Source organism: Rubrobacter tropicus, from assembly GCF_011492945.1.
GTDB classification, from domain to species: Bacteria; Actinomycetota; Rubrobacteria; order Rubrobacterales; family Rubrobacteraceae; genus Rubrobacter_D; species Rubrobacter_D tropicus.
Map to the genome: position 1 here is coordinate 1,240,646 of NZ_CP045119.1, position 17,716 is coordinate 1,258,361.

The following is a 17,716-nucleotide window of genomic DNA, read 5'->3' on the forward strand; positions in this document are numbered from 1 at the left end:
CACCCGATGCCCCCGCGCAAGCTCAGGGAGCCCTCCATGCCGCCGAGCATGGCGAAGGTCAAGGGCGAAAAGCTCAGGACCGGCTGGACGACCGGCGCCTGCTCCGCCGCGGCGGCCAAAGCCGCCGCCCTCGCCCTCGCCAGCGGCGAACCCCAGGCCCGCGTGGACATAAAGCTCCCCAAAAAAGGCGAGGAGCGGCGCGTCGAGTTCCCCGTCGAGCGGTGCGACCTGGACAATGAAGGGGCCTGGGCCGAGGCCGTCGTCGTCAAGGACGCGGGTGACGACCCGGACGTCACGGACGGTGCCCACCTCACGGCCCGCGTCTCGTGGAGAGCGGAGGCGGGAGTGGAGTTGGACCGGGGCGAGGGCGTCGGGCTCGTGACGAAGCCGGGGCTCGGTCTCGCTGTCGGGGGGCCTGCGATAAACGACACGCCGCGGCGCATGATCTCCTACTCGGTCCGGGAGGCGCTCGACCCCGAGAAGCGCGGCGTCCGCGTAGTCATCAGCGTCCCCGGCGGCGAAGGGATGGCAGAGAAGACGACGAACGCCCGCCTCGGCATCGTCGGCGGCATCTCCATCCTCGGCACCACCGGCATCGTGCGTCCCTTCTCCACCGCGGCGTGGGCCGCGAGCGTCGTGCAGGCCGTCAACGTCATGGGCGCCCAGGGACAGGGCACCTTCGTCCTCTCGACCGGGGGCCTCACGGAGAAGGCCGCCATGCGCCTCTTGCCGGAGCTCGAAGAGGTCTGCTTTATAGAGGTTGGGGACTTTACCGGGCAGGCGATCAAGCGCGCCGTCGAGAACGGGCTCGGTACTTGCTTCTTCGTCGGGATGGCGGGCAAGATCTCCAAGCTCGCCGCGGGCGTGATGATGACCCACTGGACCCGCTCGAAGGTGGACAATACGCTGCTGGCCGAGGTAACGGAGAAGGCAGGGGGAGACCCGGCCCTCCTCTCGCAGGTCAAAGAGGCGAACACCGCCCGCCACGCCTACGAAATCTGGCGCTCCGCGCACCTGGACGAGGCCCCCCACCTTCTCTGCGAGGAGGCCGCGAACAACCTGATGGAGTACGCGGAGCACAAGCTCGAAGTCCACGTCATCCTGGTCGACTTCGACACCCTGGACCCGACCGGCGCGAGCCCCGGCGCCCTCGAAAAGACCGCCTGGGGCGCCGCGTGAGCCGCATAGCCGTGATCGGCCTCGACGGAAGCCCCCGGTCCCCGGAGGCCATCGAACTGCTCGAAGGGGCGGCGCTCGTGGCCGGAGGGAAGCGCCATCTGGAAGACCTGGCCATAGAACCCGAACGCGCGGTTTCTTTCGAGGGAGACCTCTCCGGTGCGCTCTCCCGGATAGAAACGGAGAGTGGTCCGGTAGTCGTGCTCGCCTCGGGAGACCCCGGGTTTTTCGGTATCGTGCGCCTGCTCGCGGAAAAGTTCGGGTCGGGGGCTTTGCGGGTCATGCCTGCTTCCTCATCGGTCGCCCTCGCTTTCGCCCGGGCCGGGATCTCCTGGGACGACGCGGTCACCGTGAGCGCCCACGGCCGCGAACCCCGCCGGGCCGTGAACGTCTGCCGCGCCCACCCCAAGGTCGCCGTGCTCACCTCCCCCGACTTCGGGCCGGCCGAGTTGGCGAAAGAGTTGGGCGGTCTCGGCCGCACCTTCGTCGTCGCCGAGAGGCTAGGAAGGACGGAAGAGAGCGTTTTTCGGGGCGATGCCGCAGAAGTCGCGGGTATGAAGTGGGAAGACCCAAACGTGGTGCTCGTGCTCGACGAGGGGAGAACCGCCCGTAAGAAGGGTTGGATCTCCTCGGGCATCGGGAGCCCGGAACGGTGGGCCTTGCCGGAGGACCAGTTCGAGCACCGGTCTGGCATGATCACGAAGGGCCCTACCCGCGCCTTCGTACTCTCCCGCCTCGGCCCGGGCCCCGGCGACCTCGTCTGGGACGTCGGTTCCGGCTCCGGCTCCGTCGCCATAGAGTGCGCCCGCCTCGGCGCCGCCGCCATAGCCGTCGAACGCGACCCCGAGAGCTGCGCCCGCCTCCGCCGCAACGCCGAACGCCACGGGGTGGACGTGCCAGTGGTCGAGGGCGAGGCCCCGGACGCCTTGCGGGACCTGCCCGAGCCGGATGCCGTGTTTATCGGGGGAACGGGCGGCGCCTTCGAGGAGATCGTCAAACTTTGCGCCGCGCGGGCGAGGCGGTCGGTCGTGTTGGCCCTCGTTGGTCTGGAGAGGGTCGTGCCGGCTGGCAGGATCCTCGAAGGCTGCGGGCTTACGGTCGAAAGCACGTTCCTGCAGGCCTCCCCGGTGGAGGGCGTCGGCGCGATGCGCAGGGTCGTGCCCGGGAGCGCCGTCTTCGTCGTTTGCGGGAGCCGGACGTGATCGGGCTGATAGCCGCCACCGCGAACGGACGCCGCAAAGCGGCCCACCTCGCCGAAGCCTGGAACGAAGCCCGCCTCTACGAAGGCAAACCGAGAGAGGCGCTACACCGGGCATGGCACGAATGCGACGCTTTAGTGCTTTTCCTGGCCACCGGCGCGGCCGTCCGTCTCATCGCCCCGCTCGTTCGGGACAAGCGGGAAGATCCCGGCGTCGTGACGGTGGACGACGCCGGGAGGTTCGCCGTCGCCCTCGCCGGGGGACACGACGGCGGCGCGAACCGGCTCGCCGAGCGGGTCGCCGACTCCTTGGGGGCCACGCCCGTCATCACCACCGCGAGCGACGGCCTCGGCGTGCCCGCGCTCGACTCCTTCGGCGCACATCTTGGCTTTGTGCGCGAAGACGGCCCGGACCTCGCCGCCGTCGGCGCGGCGCTCGTCTCCGGCGAGCCGGTCTATCTTGTCTCGGATCAACGCCGGCCGCTCGGGCCGCTGCCGGAGAACGTGATCGTTTCGGACGAGCCCGGATCACCGCTCATCTTCGTCTCCGACCGGGTGGTGGACCTTTCGGGGCCGGCGGTCGTCTACAGGCCGCCTTCGCTCGTTGCGGGGATCGGCTGCAGCCGGGGGGCCGCAGCCGGGGAGATCCTGGCCCTTCTACGCGCCTCTCTCGAGGAAGCCGGGCTCTCCGAGAAGAGCCTATCCGCCCTCGCGAGCATCGACGTGAAGCGCGACGAGGCGGGGCTTCTGGAGGCCGCGGAGAGGCTTGGCGTGCCGCTGCGTTTCTATCCGGCCGAGGCGTTGGCCGCGGTGGAGACACCGAACCCCTCTTCCGTCGTGCGGGATGCGGTCGGGACGCCAAGCGTCGCTGAGGCCTCGGTGGTCGTCTCCGGGGCGGATCTGGTCTCGGAGAAGCGGAAGTCCGGGATGGCAACGGTCGCCGTCGGGCGGCTGCCGGTTCGGGGGAGGCTCGCGCTCGTGAGCCTGGGGCCCGGTGAGGAGGCCCTGATCCCGCCCCTGGCGCGCGACGCGCTCACCGCCTCGGAGCTCGTCGTCGGCCTCGGCCAGTACGTCGACCGCGTTCGCCATCTGCTTAGACCCGGCACGCGAATCCTTACGATGCCCCTCGGCGACGAGATCGCCCGCGCCGAGGCGGCCCTGGACGAGGCCCGCGCCGGCGGCGCCGTGGCCCTCGTCTCGAGCGGCGACGTCGGCGTGTACGCGATGGCCTCGCCCACCCTGGAGCTCGCGGGCGACGACGTGGACGTCGTGGTAGTCCCCGGCATAACGGCGTCCCAGGCGGCCGCATCCCTGCTCGGCTCCCCGCTCGGCCACGACCACTGCTCCATAAGCCTCTCCGACCTCCTGACGCCGTGGCCCGTCATAGAGCGTCGCGTGGAGGCGGCGGCCTTCGGAGACTTCGTGGTCTCCCTCTACAACCCCCGCTCGAAAGGCCGCGACTGGCAACTCGGCAAGGTGAAAGAGATGCTCCTCGACCACCGCCCGCCGGACACCCCCGTCGGCATCGTCAGGGACGCCTACCGCCCGACGCAGGCCGTAACCCTGACGGACCTCGCCTCCCTGCGCCCCGAAGACGTGGACATGCTGACGGTCGTCGTCGTCGGCAGCTCGCAGACGACTCTGGTCTCAGGCCGCATGGTGACGCCGCGGGGGTACCTGTCTTGAAGTCAGTCTTCGCCGTCACGGACGCCTGCGCCGGTTGCGGGGCGTGCATAAAGACGTGCCCCGAGAAAGCGATACGGCCGGCCCCACGGGGGTACGGGTCGCCCCTGATCGTGCTGGAGGACCGCTGCTCGGGCTGCGCCGAGTGCGCAGAGGTCTGCCCGGTCTCCGCCTGCATCGAAGTCCTGTTGGAGGAGCGTTGAGGCGCGTACACCCGATCGAAGCCGAGAGCTACCGCATCCTGCGCGAGATGGTCGACCTCTCCCACCTCGGGCCACTGGGCCGGGCCGTCGCCGAGCGCGTGATCCACGCCTCCGCCGACCCCGAGTACGCCGAGAGCCTCGTCCTCCACGAGCCGGCACTCGAACGCGGCCTCGGCGCTTTACGCCGGGACGCGCCCGTCGTGACGGACGTCGGGATGGTGGCGGCCGGCATCACGGCGCGCGAGACCCTCTGTCTCGTCTCCGACCCTCGCGCGAGGGAACTCTCGGAGCAGAGCGGCCTGACACGCTCGGCGGCGGGGTTCCGGCTCGCGGCCGGGAAGGTGGGCGACGGGGCCGTCTGGGTCGTCGGGAACGCGCCGACGGCGCTCTTCTGGCTACTGGAAGCGGACATCCGTCCGGCGCTCGTGATCGGGCTTCCCGTCGGCTTCGTCGGGGCTGCCGAGTCGAAGGAGCTACTGTTGAAAAGCGAACTGCCGGGCGTGGCGAACCGGGGGCCGAAGGGTGGCTCCGCGGTCGCGGCGGCGGCGTTGAACGCGCTCATCTACTACGAGGAGGAATGATATGCGGGAGACGGTAAGCATCGGCAAGAAGAACGGGAAGATGGGGGAGCGGAACCCCGCGCTCCTTATAGTGGGCCACGGCAGCCGCGACCCGAGGGGGGCCACGGAGTTCCACGAGCTCGTGGAACTGGTGAGGGGGCGCAACCCGTCCCTGCCCGTCGAGGGCGGGTTTATCGAGCTTTCCAGACCCCCGATAGGCGAGTGCGTAGACAGCATCGCCGCCGGCGGGACCCGGGAGGTCGCCGCCGTCCCCCTGATGCTCCTCGCCGCCGGGCACGCCAAAGACGACATCCCGGCCACGCTCGTGCGCGAGAAGATGGACCATCCCGAGATGAGCTTTCGGTACGGCCGCGCCCTCGGCGTTCGCCCGGAGCTTCTGGAGCTGATGGAGGAGAGGATCTCCGCCGTCGTCTCCGAAGACGAGAAATCCGAAACGGCGGTGCTGGTCGTGGGCCGCGGCTCCTCCGATCCCGACGCCAACTCGGACCTCGCGAAGATAACCCGTCTCTTTTACGAGGGGCGCGCTTACCCCCTCGTGGAGAGCGCCTTCGTAAGCATGACCCCGCCGACCGTCCACGAGGGCCTCGACCGCTGCCGCAGGCTCGGCGCGCGGCGCGTCGTCGTCTTCTCGTACTTCCTCTTCACCGGCGTCCTCGAGGAGCGCATCCGGGAACAGACCGAAGCCTTCGCCGCCGGGAACGAGGATGTCGAGGTTCGCTACGCCGGCTACTTCGGCCCCGACGAACGGGTGGCCGATCTACTCATGGAGCGCTACGACGAGGCCGTTCAGGGAGATATCCGCATGAACTGCGACGTCTGCGTCCACCGCGTGGCGCTCCCCGGTTTCGAGGAGAAGGTGGGCGCCCCCGCCACGCCCCACTACCACCCCGATGAGCCGGGCCACGACCACGGGTATGACCACCCGCACGGCCATCACCACTAGGCGGCGAAGTTGAGCCTGGAGGACAGGGTAAGGGAACTTGCGGTCGAGGTTCAGCCGTCCGGCGAGGGCGCCGTCGCGGAGGCCGGGGAGCGGCACCTCGCGCTCGCCAAGCCGCCGGGGAGCCTGGGACGGCTGGAGGGGTTGGGCGCGCGGCTGGCGGGCATGGCGGGGGAGAGCCCGCCTCCCGTGCCGGGGAGCCCGGCCGTCGTCGTCTGCGCCGGGGACCACGGGGTGCTGGACCGGGGCGTCTCGCCGTGGCCTCGGGAGGTGACGGCGGCGATGGTAGGGAACTTCTGCGGCGGCGGGGCCGCCGTCAACGCAATCGCGAGGACCGTTGGGGCGCGGGTCAGCGTGCTCGACGTCGGGGTCGCGGGGGAGTTGGAGCGGCATCCGTCTTTGCGGGGGGCCAGGGTCAGGCCCGGCACGGACGACCTGAGCCGCGGGCCCGCGATGGGGAGGGAGGAGGCGGCGAGGGCGGTGCTCGCGGGGGCCGGGGTCGCGGAGGAGCTCGTCGAGAGCGGGGGGGTGGATCTGCTCGTCGTCGGGGACATGGGCATCGCCAACACCACGCCCGCCTCGGCCCTGATCTCGGCCCTCACGGACCACCCCCCGGAGGAGACGACGGGACGCGGCACGGGCATAGACGACGAGACCCTGAACCTGAAGGTCCGGGTGGTGCGCGAGGCCCTGGAGCTGCACGGGCCGGACCCGGCGGACCCGCTCGGCGTTCTCGCGGCGGTCGGGGGGCTCGAGCACGCGGCCATCGCTGGTGTGATCCTGATGGGCGCGGCCTGCGGGGTGCCCGTCATCCTGGACGGCGTCGTCTCGAATTCCGCGGCCCTCGTCGCGGGCGCCCTGGCCCCCGATTCTCTGGGGTACGTGATCGCCGGCCACCTCTCCGTGGAGCCGGGCGCGAAGATAGCCCTCGACCACCTCGGCCTCGAACCCCTACTCGACCTGGACATGCGCCTCGGAGAGGGGACCGGCGGCCTGCTCGCCGTCCCGCTAGTCCAGGCCGCGGCCCGCCTGCTCGTGGAGATGGCGACGCTCGAAGACCTCGGCTTCGGTTGAAAGGGCTGACCCGGGATTCCATCCTCTCCCTCGAAAGCCCCCTCGCGCGCGTCGTCGAGGTACACGGGGCGCTTGGCTCGACCCAGGAGCGCGCCCGCGAGCTTGCCCGGGACGGGGCGCCCCACGGCGCGCTCGTCGTGGCGGGCGTCCAGACCGGGGGGCGCGGCAGGCTCAGGCGGGCGTGGGGCTCTCCCGAGGGTGGGCTCTGGATGTCCCTGGTGCTCCGCCCCGACCTCGAAGCCGCCGCCGCGCCTCGGATCACCCAGACGGCCGCCGTCGCGGTGACGAAGGCGCTGCGCGAGATCGGGGCAAACGTCGGCATCAAGTGGCCCAACGATTTGCTCGTAGAGCCGGGGGGGCGCAAGATCTGCGGCATCCTCGCCGAGTCGAGCATCCGGGGGGCGCGACCCGGCGAAGCGCCCCGCCTGGACCACGCCGTCCTCGGCGTCGGGCTCAACGCCAACCTCGACCCCGAAGACCTCGGCGTCACGGACCGCGAGGTCGCCACCCTGCGCTCCGAACTCGGCCGCGACGCGGACCCCATAGACCTCCTCCGGCGCCTGCTTTGGAACCTCGACGCGGAGCTGCGCCGCGTGCACGATTTCGCCGCCGTCCTCGACGACTGGCGCGCCCTGAGCCTCACCCTCGGGCAGCGCGTGCGCGTCAGGAGATCCGGCGAAATATTAGAAGGGCTGGCCGCGGATATCAGCCCGGAAGGGGCCCTAATCCTCGAAACGAGGGACGGTGTGGTCGAGCTCTACGAGGGGGAGGTGGAACGTCTTGTGAGGAGGGGAGATGGGCACGCTCCATGATCGTGCGCCCGGCAAACGTCGCGGTTCCGTTCCAAGTCAGGCGGATCTTGCTTCGAAGGCGTGGAGCAGCGCGTGGTCCACGACGAAGAGGGTTATCCAGACGATAACCGCGGCCCACACGCTGACGTAGGCGACGCCTATGGAGAGCGCGAAGACGAGGGACACCGCGAGGCCGTTGAGGCGGTGGAAACGTATCTCCCTCGGGCTAACGCCTTCGTGGATCAGGGCCGGGTCCGCCGAGGCGTACCACCAGACCGCGGTCAGCATCAGCCTTGCCAGGGCGAGGCTTCCCGCGTAGACGACGATGGCGAACGAATCGTCCGAGTAGCGGTCGAAGAGGCCGGTCGAGAACGGGATGAAGGCGATGACCATGAGAAACAGGCCGTTGAGCCAACTCAGGCGCCTGTTCGCGTGCGTGATGTAGCGCAACGACCCGCGGTGGGCCATCCAGAAGGACAGGATCACCAGGAAGCTCAACGCGTAGCTGAGCAGATCCGGCGCCAGGCCAACGACGGCCCGGGGCAACTCCCGGGCGGCCTCGGTCTGCGGTACGCTCGGGACCTCCAGATTGAGCACGAGCAGGGTCGCCGCTATCGAGAACACCCCGTCGCTGAAAGCCTCCGTGCGCGCCGTTTCGACGCTCCTGTCTCTTCCGGGACCCTCCGTACGCCGCATGTTCCGCTCCTCGTATGGTCCGCGCGTGAAGTATATGCGATTCAAGAGGGAGGCCCGACGCGGCCGGCGCCTGCCAGCAGCCGGGAACTTCGGCATAATAAGAGAACGCTATCGCAGGAGCGGGGCCATACGCGGAGAACAGATAGACCGGAGAGAGTTTCTTGCAAGGGTACCGGGGCTGGGGGGCACAACGGCGGCTTCCTGATTGCGGCAGGTTGCGGGGGCGAAGACGATGATGAAAGTGAAGACGATTAACGGCTAGCTGGCGAGGAGATCTCTCCGGGAGGGGATTTTCCTTAGAAAGGAGCCGCCGTGACAGACCGCCGGGACGAAGAACGCGACAGACGCGAAGGAGAGGCCGCCGAGCGCCGGCGGGAGGAGGACGAGCGCAGGTCGAACGAGCTCAGGGAGGCGTGGCGGCGTAACCACCCGAGCAGGCCCGAAGAGGGCGGTGAGGGACGGCCCGCCAAAGGAAGGGCGTGAGCGACGGTACGTGGGGCATCTTCCTCTGCGCGGCGGCCCTCCTCTGCGCGGTGGCCTTCGCGTGGTACTACGTCAGGGGGGTTCTCGACGGGGACAGGATGCTGGCCAGGATGGCGGCGGTCGGTTTTTTCGTCCTTAGCGTGGCGGCGATAGCAACCCTTCTGAAGGTTCTTGGGTGATAGCTTTTAGCGGTCAGCTTTCAGCCAGAGCAAGAGCTGACCGCTGAGAGCGGAGGCGAAGCCGAAGCGGGCTGATAGCTGACGGCGCGGGTCGAAGAGGCATCGCCTCTTCGACCCGCTCTAGAGGTCCGTGACGGCGGGTATGATCTCCTGTCCGAACGTCTCCAGGGGTTCGATGTCGTGGACGTTCGGCATGTTGAAGATCGCGTGCTGGATGCCGGCCCCGGCCAGGTCGCGGCACGTGCCGATCACGTCGTCCGCGCCCATCTGTCCCGGGGCGAGGTGGACCGTGCCGAGCGCGGTGCGTTCGATCTCCCCGTAGTCGCGCCCGGCTTCTTCGCAGTGGCGTTCCAGGACGCCGAGCTTGTGGCGGATCAGGTCGGGCCCCCCGTAGGCGAAGAGGTTGCAGGCGTCGGCGTAGCGGGCCACCAGCCGCAAGGTCTTCTGCTCTCCCATGCCGCCTACCATGATCGGTGGATGCGGACGGCTGATGGAAGGCGGGTTGTTCATCGGTTCCTCCAGCCGGTAGTGCTCCCCCTCGAAGGGCTCGCCGTCCCCGGACCACATCCGGTTGGCAATCTCCAGCGTCTCCTCCAGCCGCTCGAAGCGCTCCGCCGTTGGTGGGAACGGGACGCCCAGGCCCCGGGACTCGCGTTCGTACCAGCCGGCGCCAATGCCGAGGTAGGCGCGCCCCCCGGAGAGGACGTCGAGCGTGGTAACCGTCTTCAGCAGGATGCCGGGATGACGGTACTGCACCCCGGTCACCAGCGTCCCGAGCTTCGCCCGCTCGGTGACGCCGGCCACGTAGCTCAGGGCCGAGTAGCCTTCCAGCATCGGCTCCTCGGCGGCCCCGACGACCTCGATCTGGAAGAAGTGGTCCATGACCCAGATGCTCGCGAAGCCGGCCTCGTCGGCGGTCCGTGCGATCCGGGCCAACTGCGGGCCGATGGATCCGGGCGCCCCCGGCCAGGTGAAGCTCGGTACCTGCAACCCTACGCGCACGCCGGTGCCTCCATCTCTTCGAGATCATTCCCCCGTTCCCCGACCATGATAACCCGCGGGTAGAAAGCCGGTACTCACGGAATGGCTCTATTACCTTTACAGCGTTTTTGCCCGCACGCTTCCGGCAACGCTCCCCTGAACGACGCGCTTCGGTGAGGATCGAGCGGTCGGCGAGGACGTGCTCATCCTGCAGACCTGCACTCCGATCCCCGGCTTTGAGAGGCGTCAGCGACCCTTTCGTGGGCCGAACGGACCAGGAAAAAATGGTCCCGCTGGGTGATGCCCCGAGCCGTTCCGGGGCGTAAGGTTGTTCGCATCATCCGGCGGCCCGGCCCGAGTTCCCCCCTCCAACTTCGGGCCGCCGGTGAGGGGCAACGTAAAGAAAGGAGAAGGCCCGTGACGGGTAAAGGGAGGAAGTTCGTACTCTACCGGGACTTCAAGACCGGCTACAGGTGGAGGTTGCGCTCTCCCACGGGCGAGACGCTTGCGGCCTCCGCCTCGGGGCACCGGGAGAAATCCGCCTGCGAGGCCGAGTTGCGGATCTTTGCGGCCGACCATCCGGGCGCCGGGATTCTCGACGCGACAGCCAGGGGGACCGTCGGGTAGCGGGCTCGGACGAAACTAGACCGAGGAGGAGCGCGGTGGAAATTCCGGAGAGGCCGATGGGCTGGCGATGCGGACACTTTTACCCGGCCTTGGTGGAGGCCACCGGAGGCGGTAACAGGCGTGCCCGGTGCCTGGGTTGCGGGAAGGCCGGTCCGACACGGGCGGGAGCGGCGGAAGCGATGCGGGCCTTGAGGGATGAGGGGAAGCTCCGGAACAAGATCGGTGCACAACATTCTCCGCTCGCCGCGCCACCCATCCGACACCGCGAGCCGGGTATTCGGAAGTATGGCTCCCCCTAACGGAACCGTGGGCGGCTTGGCCCTCTGAGTGGCCCCACCGGGCGGCACTTGATAGAGAAGATCATGGCCACGCCGGATATCCGACCTGAACCAACCATTGCCCTGCACCTATTGGCGGTCTGATCCGTGGAGACACAACCGCGTCGGTAGACGCCGAAGAAAAGGCATGGCGTTCGCAGGAACAGCGGGGGGTGCGCCTGGAAGGATTCGAACCTCCGACACATGGTTTAGGAAACCAATGCTCTATCCCCTGAGCTACAGGCGCAAGGCTTCGCTAGTTTATCGTGGAGGGGACCGGGTTGCCACCGACCCCGCGGTTACATTTTTTGTGCAGGTTCAGTTGAATAGGGTGGGGGGACGACGTATCATGCTGCCGTCCGCACCGGAATAGGGTTGACTGGGCGGGCGGGTTGCATGCATCTGGGGACCGGCCGGCAGGTGCTACGCGGTCGGTGGGACGCGCAACCCTGCGTAGCAGGCTGACAGAGGAGAGGCCGCGTAAAAAGGAGAACGGGGGAAGGCCCCGATCGTCCGGTTCGATCTTTGCCCGGTTGCTTTCGGGGGGCGATTTCGACACAGGGACGCAGGACCTCGCGGGTTTGGGCGACCGTATTACCGGGCGGGCTCGGGGCGTGAGGTGCGGGCGAGGGCTTGGGGCCCTGTTCGTAGGCGTGGTGTTCGGGACGTTGGCCGTCTTACCGGCAGGCTGCGGCTTCGGGGGGCAGGGGCAGATCACGCTCGGTTACCTGCTCTGGGACGAGAACGTGGCGAACTCTTACCTGATCCGGGTCCTACTCGAGGACGAGTTCGGCTACGAGAACGTGGAGCTCCAGCGGTCCGAGAAGGTGCCCGACGTCTTCGACGCCGTGGCCGAGGGAGAGACGGACGTCTTTATGGACGCCTGGATGCCCAACCACCGGCAGTTCGTGGACGAGGCCGGGGACAAGGTCGAGGTCTACCGGGAGCCCTGGTACGAGGGGAAGACCGTCTTCGGGGTCGCCGTCCCGAACTACATGGAGGGGATAGAGACCATAGGGGATCTCAAGTCCTCCGAACCGGGCATGATCACCGGCATAGAGCCGGGCGCAACGCTTATGGAGAAGATCGGCCAGAACGCCGTCCCGCAGTACGACCTCGACTACAGCCTCGTGGAGGCGAGCACCCCCGCGATGCTCCTCGAACTCCAGAAGGCTTACTCCATGCGCGAACCTTTCGTGTTCGTCGCCTGGTCCCCGCACTGGATGAACCTCGAGTACGACTTCCGCTACCTGAAGGACCCCAAGAACGCCCTCGGCACCGCGGACGACCCCCAGACCCTCCACACCGTGGCCCGCAAGGGTTTCGCCGAGGACGACCCCGTGGCCCACGCCCTCATCAGCGAGATGAGGTTGGATTCCACCCAGGTGGGTTCCCTGGAGGTGGCGATCAACCAGGCCGTGGACGAGGAGAGGGAGATCGACGCCGGCGTGCGCGACTGGCTCGAGGAGTCTGAGAACCGATCCGCGGTGCAGCCCTGGATCGACGCGGCCCGCCAGGCAGAGAGAGGATAGGAGAAGGATGCAAGACACGAACAGACGCCTGCCCGACGTGGTCGAGGAGGCAAGGCGCGTGTCCTCGACCGCGGACGAGCGGGGCGTTGCCCTGCGCCTCCTCGGCGGCGTGGCCGTCAACGTCCGCGCGCGGGACGGCCTCGAACCCGCCTTCAGGCGAGAGTACGCGGACATGGACTTCATAACCCCGAAAGGGCGCTCCGCCGAGGCACAGAAGTTCTTCGAGTCCGAGGGATACACGCCCCAGACGCGCTTCAACACGCTCTACGGCAGCGAGCGGTTGCTGTTCTTCGACGAGAACCACGACAGGCAGGTGGATATCCTGGTCGGTACCTTCAGGATGTGCCACGAGATCCCCATCGGCAGGCGCCTGGACCTCGAACCCATGACGATCCCGCTCGCCGAGCTGCTCCTTACGAAGCTCCAGATAATAGAGCTCAACGAGAAAGATGTCCGGGACGCCCTGGCGATCCTGCACAACCACCCGGTAGAGGAGTCGGACGGCGACGCCGTGAACGCCGCCCGCGTGGCCGAGCTTTGCGCCTCCGACTGGGGCCTGTGGCGCACCTTCACGGCCAACCTGGAAGACCTGAGAAGCCACCTCGACCGCTACGACCTCGACGACGAGGGCAAGGAGCGCATCGACCGGGGCGTCGAGAAGCTGCGGGGGCGCGTAGAAGAGGAGCCCAAACCGTTCGCGTGGAGAGTGCGGGCGAAGATCGGGGACAGAAAACGTTGGTACGACCTGCCGGAAGAAGTAGAGGGGGGACCATGATCTCAAGGCTGTTTTCGAGGGGACCGGACACCAGGATCTTCTTCGCCACGGACATCCACGGCTCGGAGACTTGCTGGAAGAAGTTTCTGAACTCGGGCAAACACTACGAGGCTAAGGTCATAGTCCTCGGCGGCGACATGACGGGAAAAGCGCTCGTCCCGATAGTCGAGGCGGGGAAGGGCAACTGGCACGCCACGCTGCTTGAGAACCGCCGGGACTTCACGACCGAGGACGAGGTGAAGGAGTTCGAGGATTCCGTGAGGCGGCGCGGCTACTACCCGTTCCGCACGACGCCGGACGAGATGGCCGAGCTCGAATCCGACGAGAAGCTGCGCGACAAGTACTTCCACGAGGAGATGCTCGGCACCGTCGAGCGCTGGATGCGGATGGCCGAGGAGAAGCTCGCGGGCACCGGCATAGAGTGCTACGTCAGCCCCGGCAACGACGACCAGTTCGAGGTCGACGAGATAATCGCGAACGCCAGGGGCGTCCACCTCGCCGAGGGCCGGGTCGTCGAGTTCGGGAACTTCCAGATGGTCTCGACCGGCTGGGCCAACCGGACCCCGTGGGACACCTACAGGGAGGAGGACGAGCCTGACCTGAAAAAGAGGCTCGACGAGATGACCTCGCAGGTGACGGCGCCGCCCGAGCAGACCGTCTACAACTTCCACTGCCCGCCGCACCAGTCGGGCCTCGACGACGCGCCGGAGATCACGGCCGACATGCGCCCCAAGGACGCGGGTCGCTCGACCATGCCCGTCGGCTCGACCGCGGTCAGGGAGGCGATAGAGGAGGGGCAGCCGGCGCTCGCTTTGCACGGGCACATCCACGAGGCGCGGGGGAATACCAGGATCGGAAGAACTTTGTGCATCAACCCGGGGAGCTCCTACGAGCAGGGGCAGCTTCTCGGGGCCGTCGTCGACCTGGACGGCGGCAAGAAGGTCAAGCGGTTCGTACTCACCAGCGGATAGAGGAGTAGATAAATGGCCAGCAACGCGACGGCGGGTTCCAGTACGGGGGACCTGTTCCAGAGAAAGGCGACGGGGCTCTTGCGCGGGTGGTCCGTGTGGGACGCGTTCATCTACGCGACGTTCTCGATCAACCTGATCACGCTGGGGCTCTTCATCCTCTCCTACGCGCCCTTCGTCCCCGAGGGGGCGCTGATTCCGGCCATAATACTTGCCGGGCTGTACCTGATCTTCCAGGCCGTCACCTACGCCGCCCTTATCGCCGTGATGCCGAGGGCCGGCGGCGACTACGTCTGGATGAGCCGGATACTGGGGGGCGGGATAGGCTTCGTGCTGGCGGTCACGGGGTGGTGGTTTATCCTGTGGCACTGGGTGCCGATCTACGCGGACATCCTGGTAAAAGAGGTCTTCGTGCCCCTCGCCGCGATTTTGGGTTTCGACGGGCTCGTTGCCTTCTTCGGCGAGTCGGCCGGCGTCTTTACCGCCTCGGTGATCGTGGCCTTCATGGCCTCGGCCCTGATCTCGCTCGGGATGCGCTCCTACGCCCGCGTGCAGAAGTTCTGCTTCTACGGCGGCCTGGTCGGCCTCGCCATCATGCTGGTAATCCTTCTCGTCAGCTCGCGTGCCGACTTCGTCTCGGCCTTTAACGCCGAGGCCAGCAGCATGCTCGGCGCCGGCTCCAACGCCTACCAGCAGACGGTCCAGGCCGGTCAGCAGGCGGGAGGCCTCCCGACGGACTCGGCGGTCTTCCCGACGCTGCTCCTGATCCCCTTCCTCGCCTTCTTCAACCTTTTCTCGAACTGGGGCGCGACGCTCTACGGTGAGGTCCGCGGCGCATCCGACTTCCGCAAGAACATCTACGCCATGGCCGGGGCGCTGGTGGTCACCTCCGTGACCGCCGTCCTGATGCTCCTCCTGTTCGCCAAAACCTTCGGCTGGGACTTCTACTACGGCGCCAACGCCGCCTTCTGGGCCGGCGAGGGCCCGATCTCCGCGTGGCCCTACCCGGCCCTTCTCGTCTCCTTCCTTCTCGGCAACCCGGTGCTCCAGGTCATCCTGATAGCCCTGATGTCCCTGTGGTTCTTCGGCTGGGTCGGGACGGTCTTCATGTCCTCGACGCGCGTCGTCTTCGCGACGGCCTTCGACCGGGTGCTCCCGGAGGCGGTCGCCAAAACGACCCGCAGCGGCGTGCCCTGGGTGGCGCTCCTGCTCATGCTCATACCTTCGATCCCGATCAGCTACTTCTACGCCTACGGGGAGAACTTCGCCACCTGGACGTTGAACGCCACCCTCGTCATCGCCCTTACGTTCTTCGGCTCGACGGTGGCGGCGGCCATACTCCCGTGGCGCAAGCCCGAGATCTACAACGCCTCGCCCATAGCCCGCTACAACGTCCTCGGCATACCCCTGATCACGGTGGCCGCCACCGCCTTTGGCCTCTTCCTGGCCTTCTGCCTCTACCAATGGGTTACGAACGACGTCTACGGCATCAACAACCCGTCCTCGTTCCTCTACCTGAGCACCATGTACGTCCTCGCCCTCGTGATCTACGTCGTCTCCCGCTTCGTCCGCCGCGCCCAGGGTATGGACCTGAAGATGGTCTACGACGAGATACCGGAGGATTAGCTCTCAGCTGTCAGCTCTCAGCTCTCAGCTACCGGGCCCGGCGCTTGAGGCGCCGGGCCCCAAATTTCGCCGCTAAGTGCCCGTCGGGTTTCTCCCGGCGGCGCGACAACCATGCGACGCGCACTTCCCGAGCAGGTTCGATCTGGAAGCGACGCGCCGTCTGCGCGTCGCTTCCAGGGTCGCCCGACGCTTTCCGGATTCGCCATCCCTGCCGGGTCGGCTGCACGGATGCGCCGGGGGATTTATGGCGAGGGACGCGGCGCCGGAACGCTGCCAAATAGTGCAGGCGTAGTCCCTTCGGCTCATTTTCTTGTGGATTTCATAAGTTTGTCTAGCAATTGAGTGAAGTATGTTGTAGGGTGTCGCCCCGTTGGACTAGGAGACGAGAAAGTTGGAGGAAGAGATGGATCGACCGAACGTCGTGGTGATCGTGGCGGACACGTTCCGGCGGGACCACATCGGGGCCTACGGGAACCCGTACATCAAGACCCCTTACCTGGACACTTTTGCCCGCCAGTCGGCGGTCTTCGACCACCACGTGGTGTCGTCTTTCCCGACCATGCCGGCGCGGGCCGACATCCTTACCGGGACTTTTTCGTACACCCACATGGGCTGGGAGCCCTTGCCCGGGCGCCTGACGACCCTGCCCGAGGTCATGTCGAGGGCCGGCTACGCGACGATGGGGGTCGTCGACACGCCCTTCTACATAAGGAACGGCTTCGGCTACGACAGGGGCTTCGACGACTTCATCTGGGTCAGGGGCCAGGGCGACGACACCAGGCCCAGGAGCGCTCCGACGCCCGCTCGACGTGGACCAGGGAAGAGGACAGGCTCGTGGCCCGCACCATGACCGAGGCCGAGAGGTGGCTGGAGCGCCACCGCGACGACGGGCCCTTCTTTCTGTACGTCGACACCTGGGACCCGCACGAGCCCTGGGACGCCCCCGACTACTACACCGAGCAGTATAGGAAGGGTTACGACGGGCGGCAGGTCTACCCGGCCTACGGCGACTGGCGGGAGGCCGGCCTCACCGAGGACGACGTGGGGCTGGCGCACGCGACGTACTGCGGGGAGGTGACGATGGTGGACTTCTGGATCGGGAGGTTCCTGGGCAAGCTCGACGCCCTGAACCTCACGGACGACACCATAGTCGTCTTCACCTCAGACCACGGCTTCTACTTCGGCGAGCACGGCTACTTCGGCAAGGCAGAGTGGGTCCACGAGCCCGAAGCGGTTGTTTCGGAGAACTCCAACCTTCCGGCGTGGCTCTCGGAGTCGTGGCTCTTGACCGTGCAGTGGTCGCCCCTGTACAACGAGATCAGCCGCATCCCACTCATAGCCCGCGGCCCGGGCCTCACCCCGGGCCGCCGCCAGGCGATGACGACGGCCCCGGACATAGCGCCGACCATTCTGGACCTGACGGGCCTCGGCAGCCCCATGACCATGAAAGGCGAGTCCTTCGGCGGCGTGCTCACCGGGCAGAAAGACGAGCACAGGCCTTTCGTCGTGAGCTCGTGGCCGCTTTACATGGCGGAGGGTGAGATCACGACCGCCGTGGACTCCACGCCCCGCAAGGTCGCGAGCTACATGCCCTTCACCGTAACCACGCGCGACCGCTCCGCCATCCTCGGAGGCCCCAACGACCAGCCCGAGCTCTACGACCTCCGTACGGACCCCAAGGAGACCAACAACGTCTGGCGCAGCCGCCCCGGCGAGGGTGAATCGCTCTGCGAAGACGCCATTGGCTTTCTAGAAGGCCAGGGGACCCCCGAGGAGCACCTGACCCCCCGCCGCGAGGCGCTCGACGGCTGGCGCAACCCGGTCGAGATGACCGGCTGAGCGGCCAGAACCGGAGACGCTTCCGCCGCGGCCCCCGCAGACGCGGG

General features: G+C 67.6%; 19 protein-coding genes and 1 tRNA gene. 17 read left to right on the top strand and 3 right to left on the bottom strand.

The window, feature by feature from the left end; all coding sequences use genetic code 11:
* The first annotated feature begins 6 nt into the window (after positions 1-6).
* Genes GBA63_RS06010 through GBA63_RS06045 form a run of 8 tightly spaced genes read left to right on the top strand, consistent with a single transcriptional unit; the run spans position 7 to position 7,667 of the window.
* Positions 7-1,179, top strand: coding sequence for a cobalt-precorrin-5B (C(1))-methyltransferase (locus tag GBA63_RS06010; RefSeq protein ID WP_166174394.1), 1,173 nt, complete (start codon positions 7-9; stop codon positions 1,177-1,179).
* Positions 1,176-2,378, top strand: a complete 1,203-nt coding sequence (cbiE, locus tag GBA63_RS06015) for a precorrin-6y C5,15-methyltransferase (decarboxylating) subunit CbiE (protein WP_207957096.1) — start codon at positions 1,176-1,178, stop codon at positions 2,376-2,378. The genes GBA63_RS06010 and cbiE overlap by 4 nt, the downstream gene beginning before the upstream one ends.
* Positions 2,375-4,060 carry a precorrin-3B C(17)-methyltransferase gene (cobJ, locus tag GBA63_RS06020; RefSeq protein ID WP_166174396.1) on the top strand — a complete coding sequence of 562 codons (1,686 nt, stop codon included), beginning with the start codon at positions 2,375-2,377 and terminating at the stop codon, positions 4,058-4,060. Before cbiE ends, cobJ begins: the two co-directional genes overlap by 4 nt.
* Entirely contained in the window at positions 4,057-4,260 is a 204-nt protein-coding gene (locus tag GBA63_RS06025) for a 4Fe-4S dicluster domain-containing protein (protein ID WP_166174398.1), read from the top strand. The genes cobJ and GBA63_RS06025 overlap by 4 nt, the downstream gene beginning before the upstream one ends.
* Positions 4,257-4,841 (top strand): precorrin-8X methylmutase, encoded by a 585-nt coding sequence (locus GBA63_RS06030; RefSeq protein WP_166174400.1) that lies wholly within the window; start codon positions 4,257-4,259, stop codon positions 4,839-4,841. Before GBA63_RS06025 ends, GBA63_RS06030 begins: the two co-directional genes overlap by 4 nt.
* A 1-nt stretch (position 4,842) precedes the next feature.
* A complete protein-coding gene (locus tag GBA63_RS06035; protein ID WP_166174402.1) occupies positions 4,843-5,784 on the top strand; it encodes a sirohydrochlorin chelatase in 942 nt (313 codons plus the stop codon).
* A gap of 9 nt (positions 5,785-5,793) precedes the next feature.
* On the top strand, positions 5,794-6,855 hold the full coding sequence (cobT, locus tag GBA63_RS06040; RefSeq protein WP_166174404.1) for a nicotinate-nucleotide--dimethylbenzimidazole phosphoribosyltransferase: 1,062 nt from the start codon (positions 5,794-5,796) through the stop codon (positions 6,853-6,855).
* A complete protein-coding gene (locus GBA63_RS06045) occupies positions 6,852-7,667 on the top strand; it encodes a biotin--[acetyl-CoA-carboxylase] ligase (RefSeq protein ID WP_166174406.1) in 816 nt (271 codons plus the stop codon). Before cobT ends, GBA63_RS06045 begins: the two co-directional genes overlap by 4 nt.
* 36 nt (positions 7,668-7,703) lie before the next feature.
* Here GBA63_RS06045 and GBA63_RS06050 read toward each other — a convergent pair whose 3' ends face one another.
* Positions 7,704-8,342, bottom strand: coding sequence for a TMEM175 family protein (locus GBA63_RS06050; protein ID WP_166174408.1), 639 nt, complete (start codon positions 8,340-8,342; stop codon positions 7,704-7,706).
* Between the two features lie 312 nt (positions 8,343-8,654).
* Between GBA63_RS06050 and GBA63_RS06055 the strand changes: the two genes are divergently transcribed.
* Together GBA63_RS06055 and GBA63_RS06060 are read left to right on the top strand one after the other, a co-directional pair.
* The gene (locus GBA63_RS06055) at positions 8,655-8,825 is read left to right on the top strand and encodes a hypothetical protein (RefSeq protein ID WP_166174410.1); all 171 of its coding nucleotides are present in this window, start codon (positions 8,655-8,657) and stop codon (positions 8,823-8,825) included.
* Entirely contained in the window at positions 8,822-9,004 is a 183-nt protein-coding gene (locus tag GBA63_RS06060) for a hypothetical protein (protein WP_166174412.1), read from the top strand. Before GBA63_RS06055 ends, GBA63_RS06060 begins: the two co-directional genes overlap by 4 nt.
* A gap of 120 nt (positions 9,005-9,124) precedes the next feature.
* Here GBA63_RS06060 and GBA63_RS06065 read toward each other — a convergent pair whose 3' ends face one another.
* A complete protein-coding gene (locus GBA63_RS06065) occupies positions 9,125-10,006 on the bottom strand; it encodes an LLM class F420-dependent oxidoreductase (RefSeq protein WP_166174414.1) in 882 nt (293 codons plus the stop codon).
* A gap of 396 nt (positions 10,007-10,402) precedes the next feature.
* Between GBA63_RS06065 and GBA63_RS06070 the strand changes: the two genes are divergently transcribed.
* Positions 10,403-10,612, top strand: coding sequence for a YegP family protein (locus GBA63_RS06070; protein WP_166172254.1), 210 nt, complete (start codon positions 10,403-10,405; stop codon positions 10,610-10,612).
* 491 nt (positions 10,613-11,103) lie between these two features.
* On the opposite strand, the gene GBA63_RS06075 is transcribed toward GBA63_RS06070, so the two are convergent.
* Positions 11,104-11,176: transfer RNA gene (locus tag GBA63_RS06075), tRNA-Arg, on the bottom strand.
* A 367-nt stretch (positions 11,177-11,543) separates the two neighbouring features.
* Here GBA63_RS06075 and GBA63_RS06080 point away from each other — a divergent pair.
* The 6 genes from GBA63_RS06080 to GBA63_RS06105 all read left to right on the top strand — a co-directional run bounded on the left by GBA63_RS06080 (position 11,544) and on the right by GBA63_RS06105 (position 17,669).
* The gene (locus GBA63_RS06080; protein WP_166174417.1) at positions 11,544-12,461 is read left to right on the top strand and encodes a glycine betaine ABC transporter substrate-binding protein; all 918 of its coding nucleotides are present in this window, start codon (positions 11,544-11,546) and stop codon (positions 12,459-12,461) included.
* 7 nt (positions 12,462-12,468) lie between these two features.
* A complete protein-coding gene (locus GBA63_RS06085; RefSeq protein WP_166174419.1) occupies positions 12,469-13,236 on the top strand; it encodes a hypothetical protein in 768 nt (255 codons plus the stop codon).
* Positions 13,233-14,207, top strand: a complete 975-nt coding sequence (locus tag GBA63_RS06090) for a metallophosphoesterase family protein (RefSeq protein WP_166174421.1) — start codon at positions 13,233-13,235, stop codon at positions 14,205-14,207. The genes GBA63_RS06085 and GBA63_RS06090 overlap by 4 nt, the downstream gene beginning before the upstream one ends.
* 12 nt (positions 14,208-14,219) lie before the next feature.
* Entirely contained in the window at positions 14,220-15,830 is a 1,611-nt protein-coding gene (locus tag GBA63_RS06095; protein WP_166174423.1) for an APC family permease, read from the top strand.
* A gap of 403 nt (positions 15,831-16,233) precedes the next feature.
* The gene (locus GBA63_RS23915; RefSeq protein ID WP_166179866.1) at positions 16,234-16,680 is read left to right on the top strand and encodes a sulfatase-like hydrolase/transferase; all 447 of its coding nucleotides are present in this window, start codon (positions 16,234-16,236) and stop codon (positions 16,678-16,680) included.
* The gene (locus GBA63_RS06105; protein WP_166172256.1) at positions 16,665-17,669 is read left to right on the top strand and encodes a sulfatase family protein; all 1,005 of its coding nucleotides are present in this window, start codon (positions 16,665-16,667) and stop codon (positions 17,667-17,669) included. Before GBA63_RS23915 ends, GBA63_RS06105 begins: the two co-directional genes overlap by 16 nt.
* The last annotated feature ends 47 nt before the right edge of the window (positions 17,670-17,716 follow it).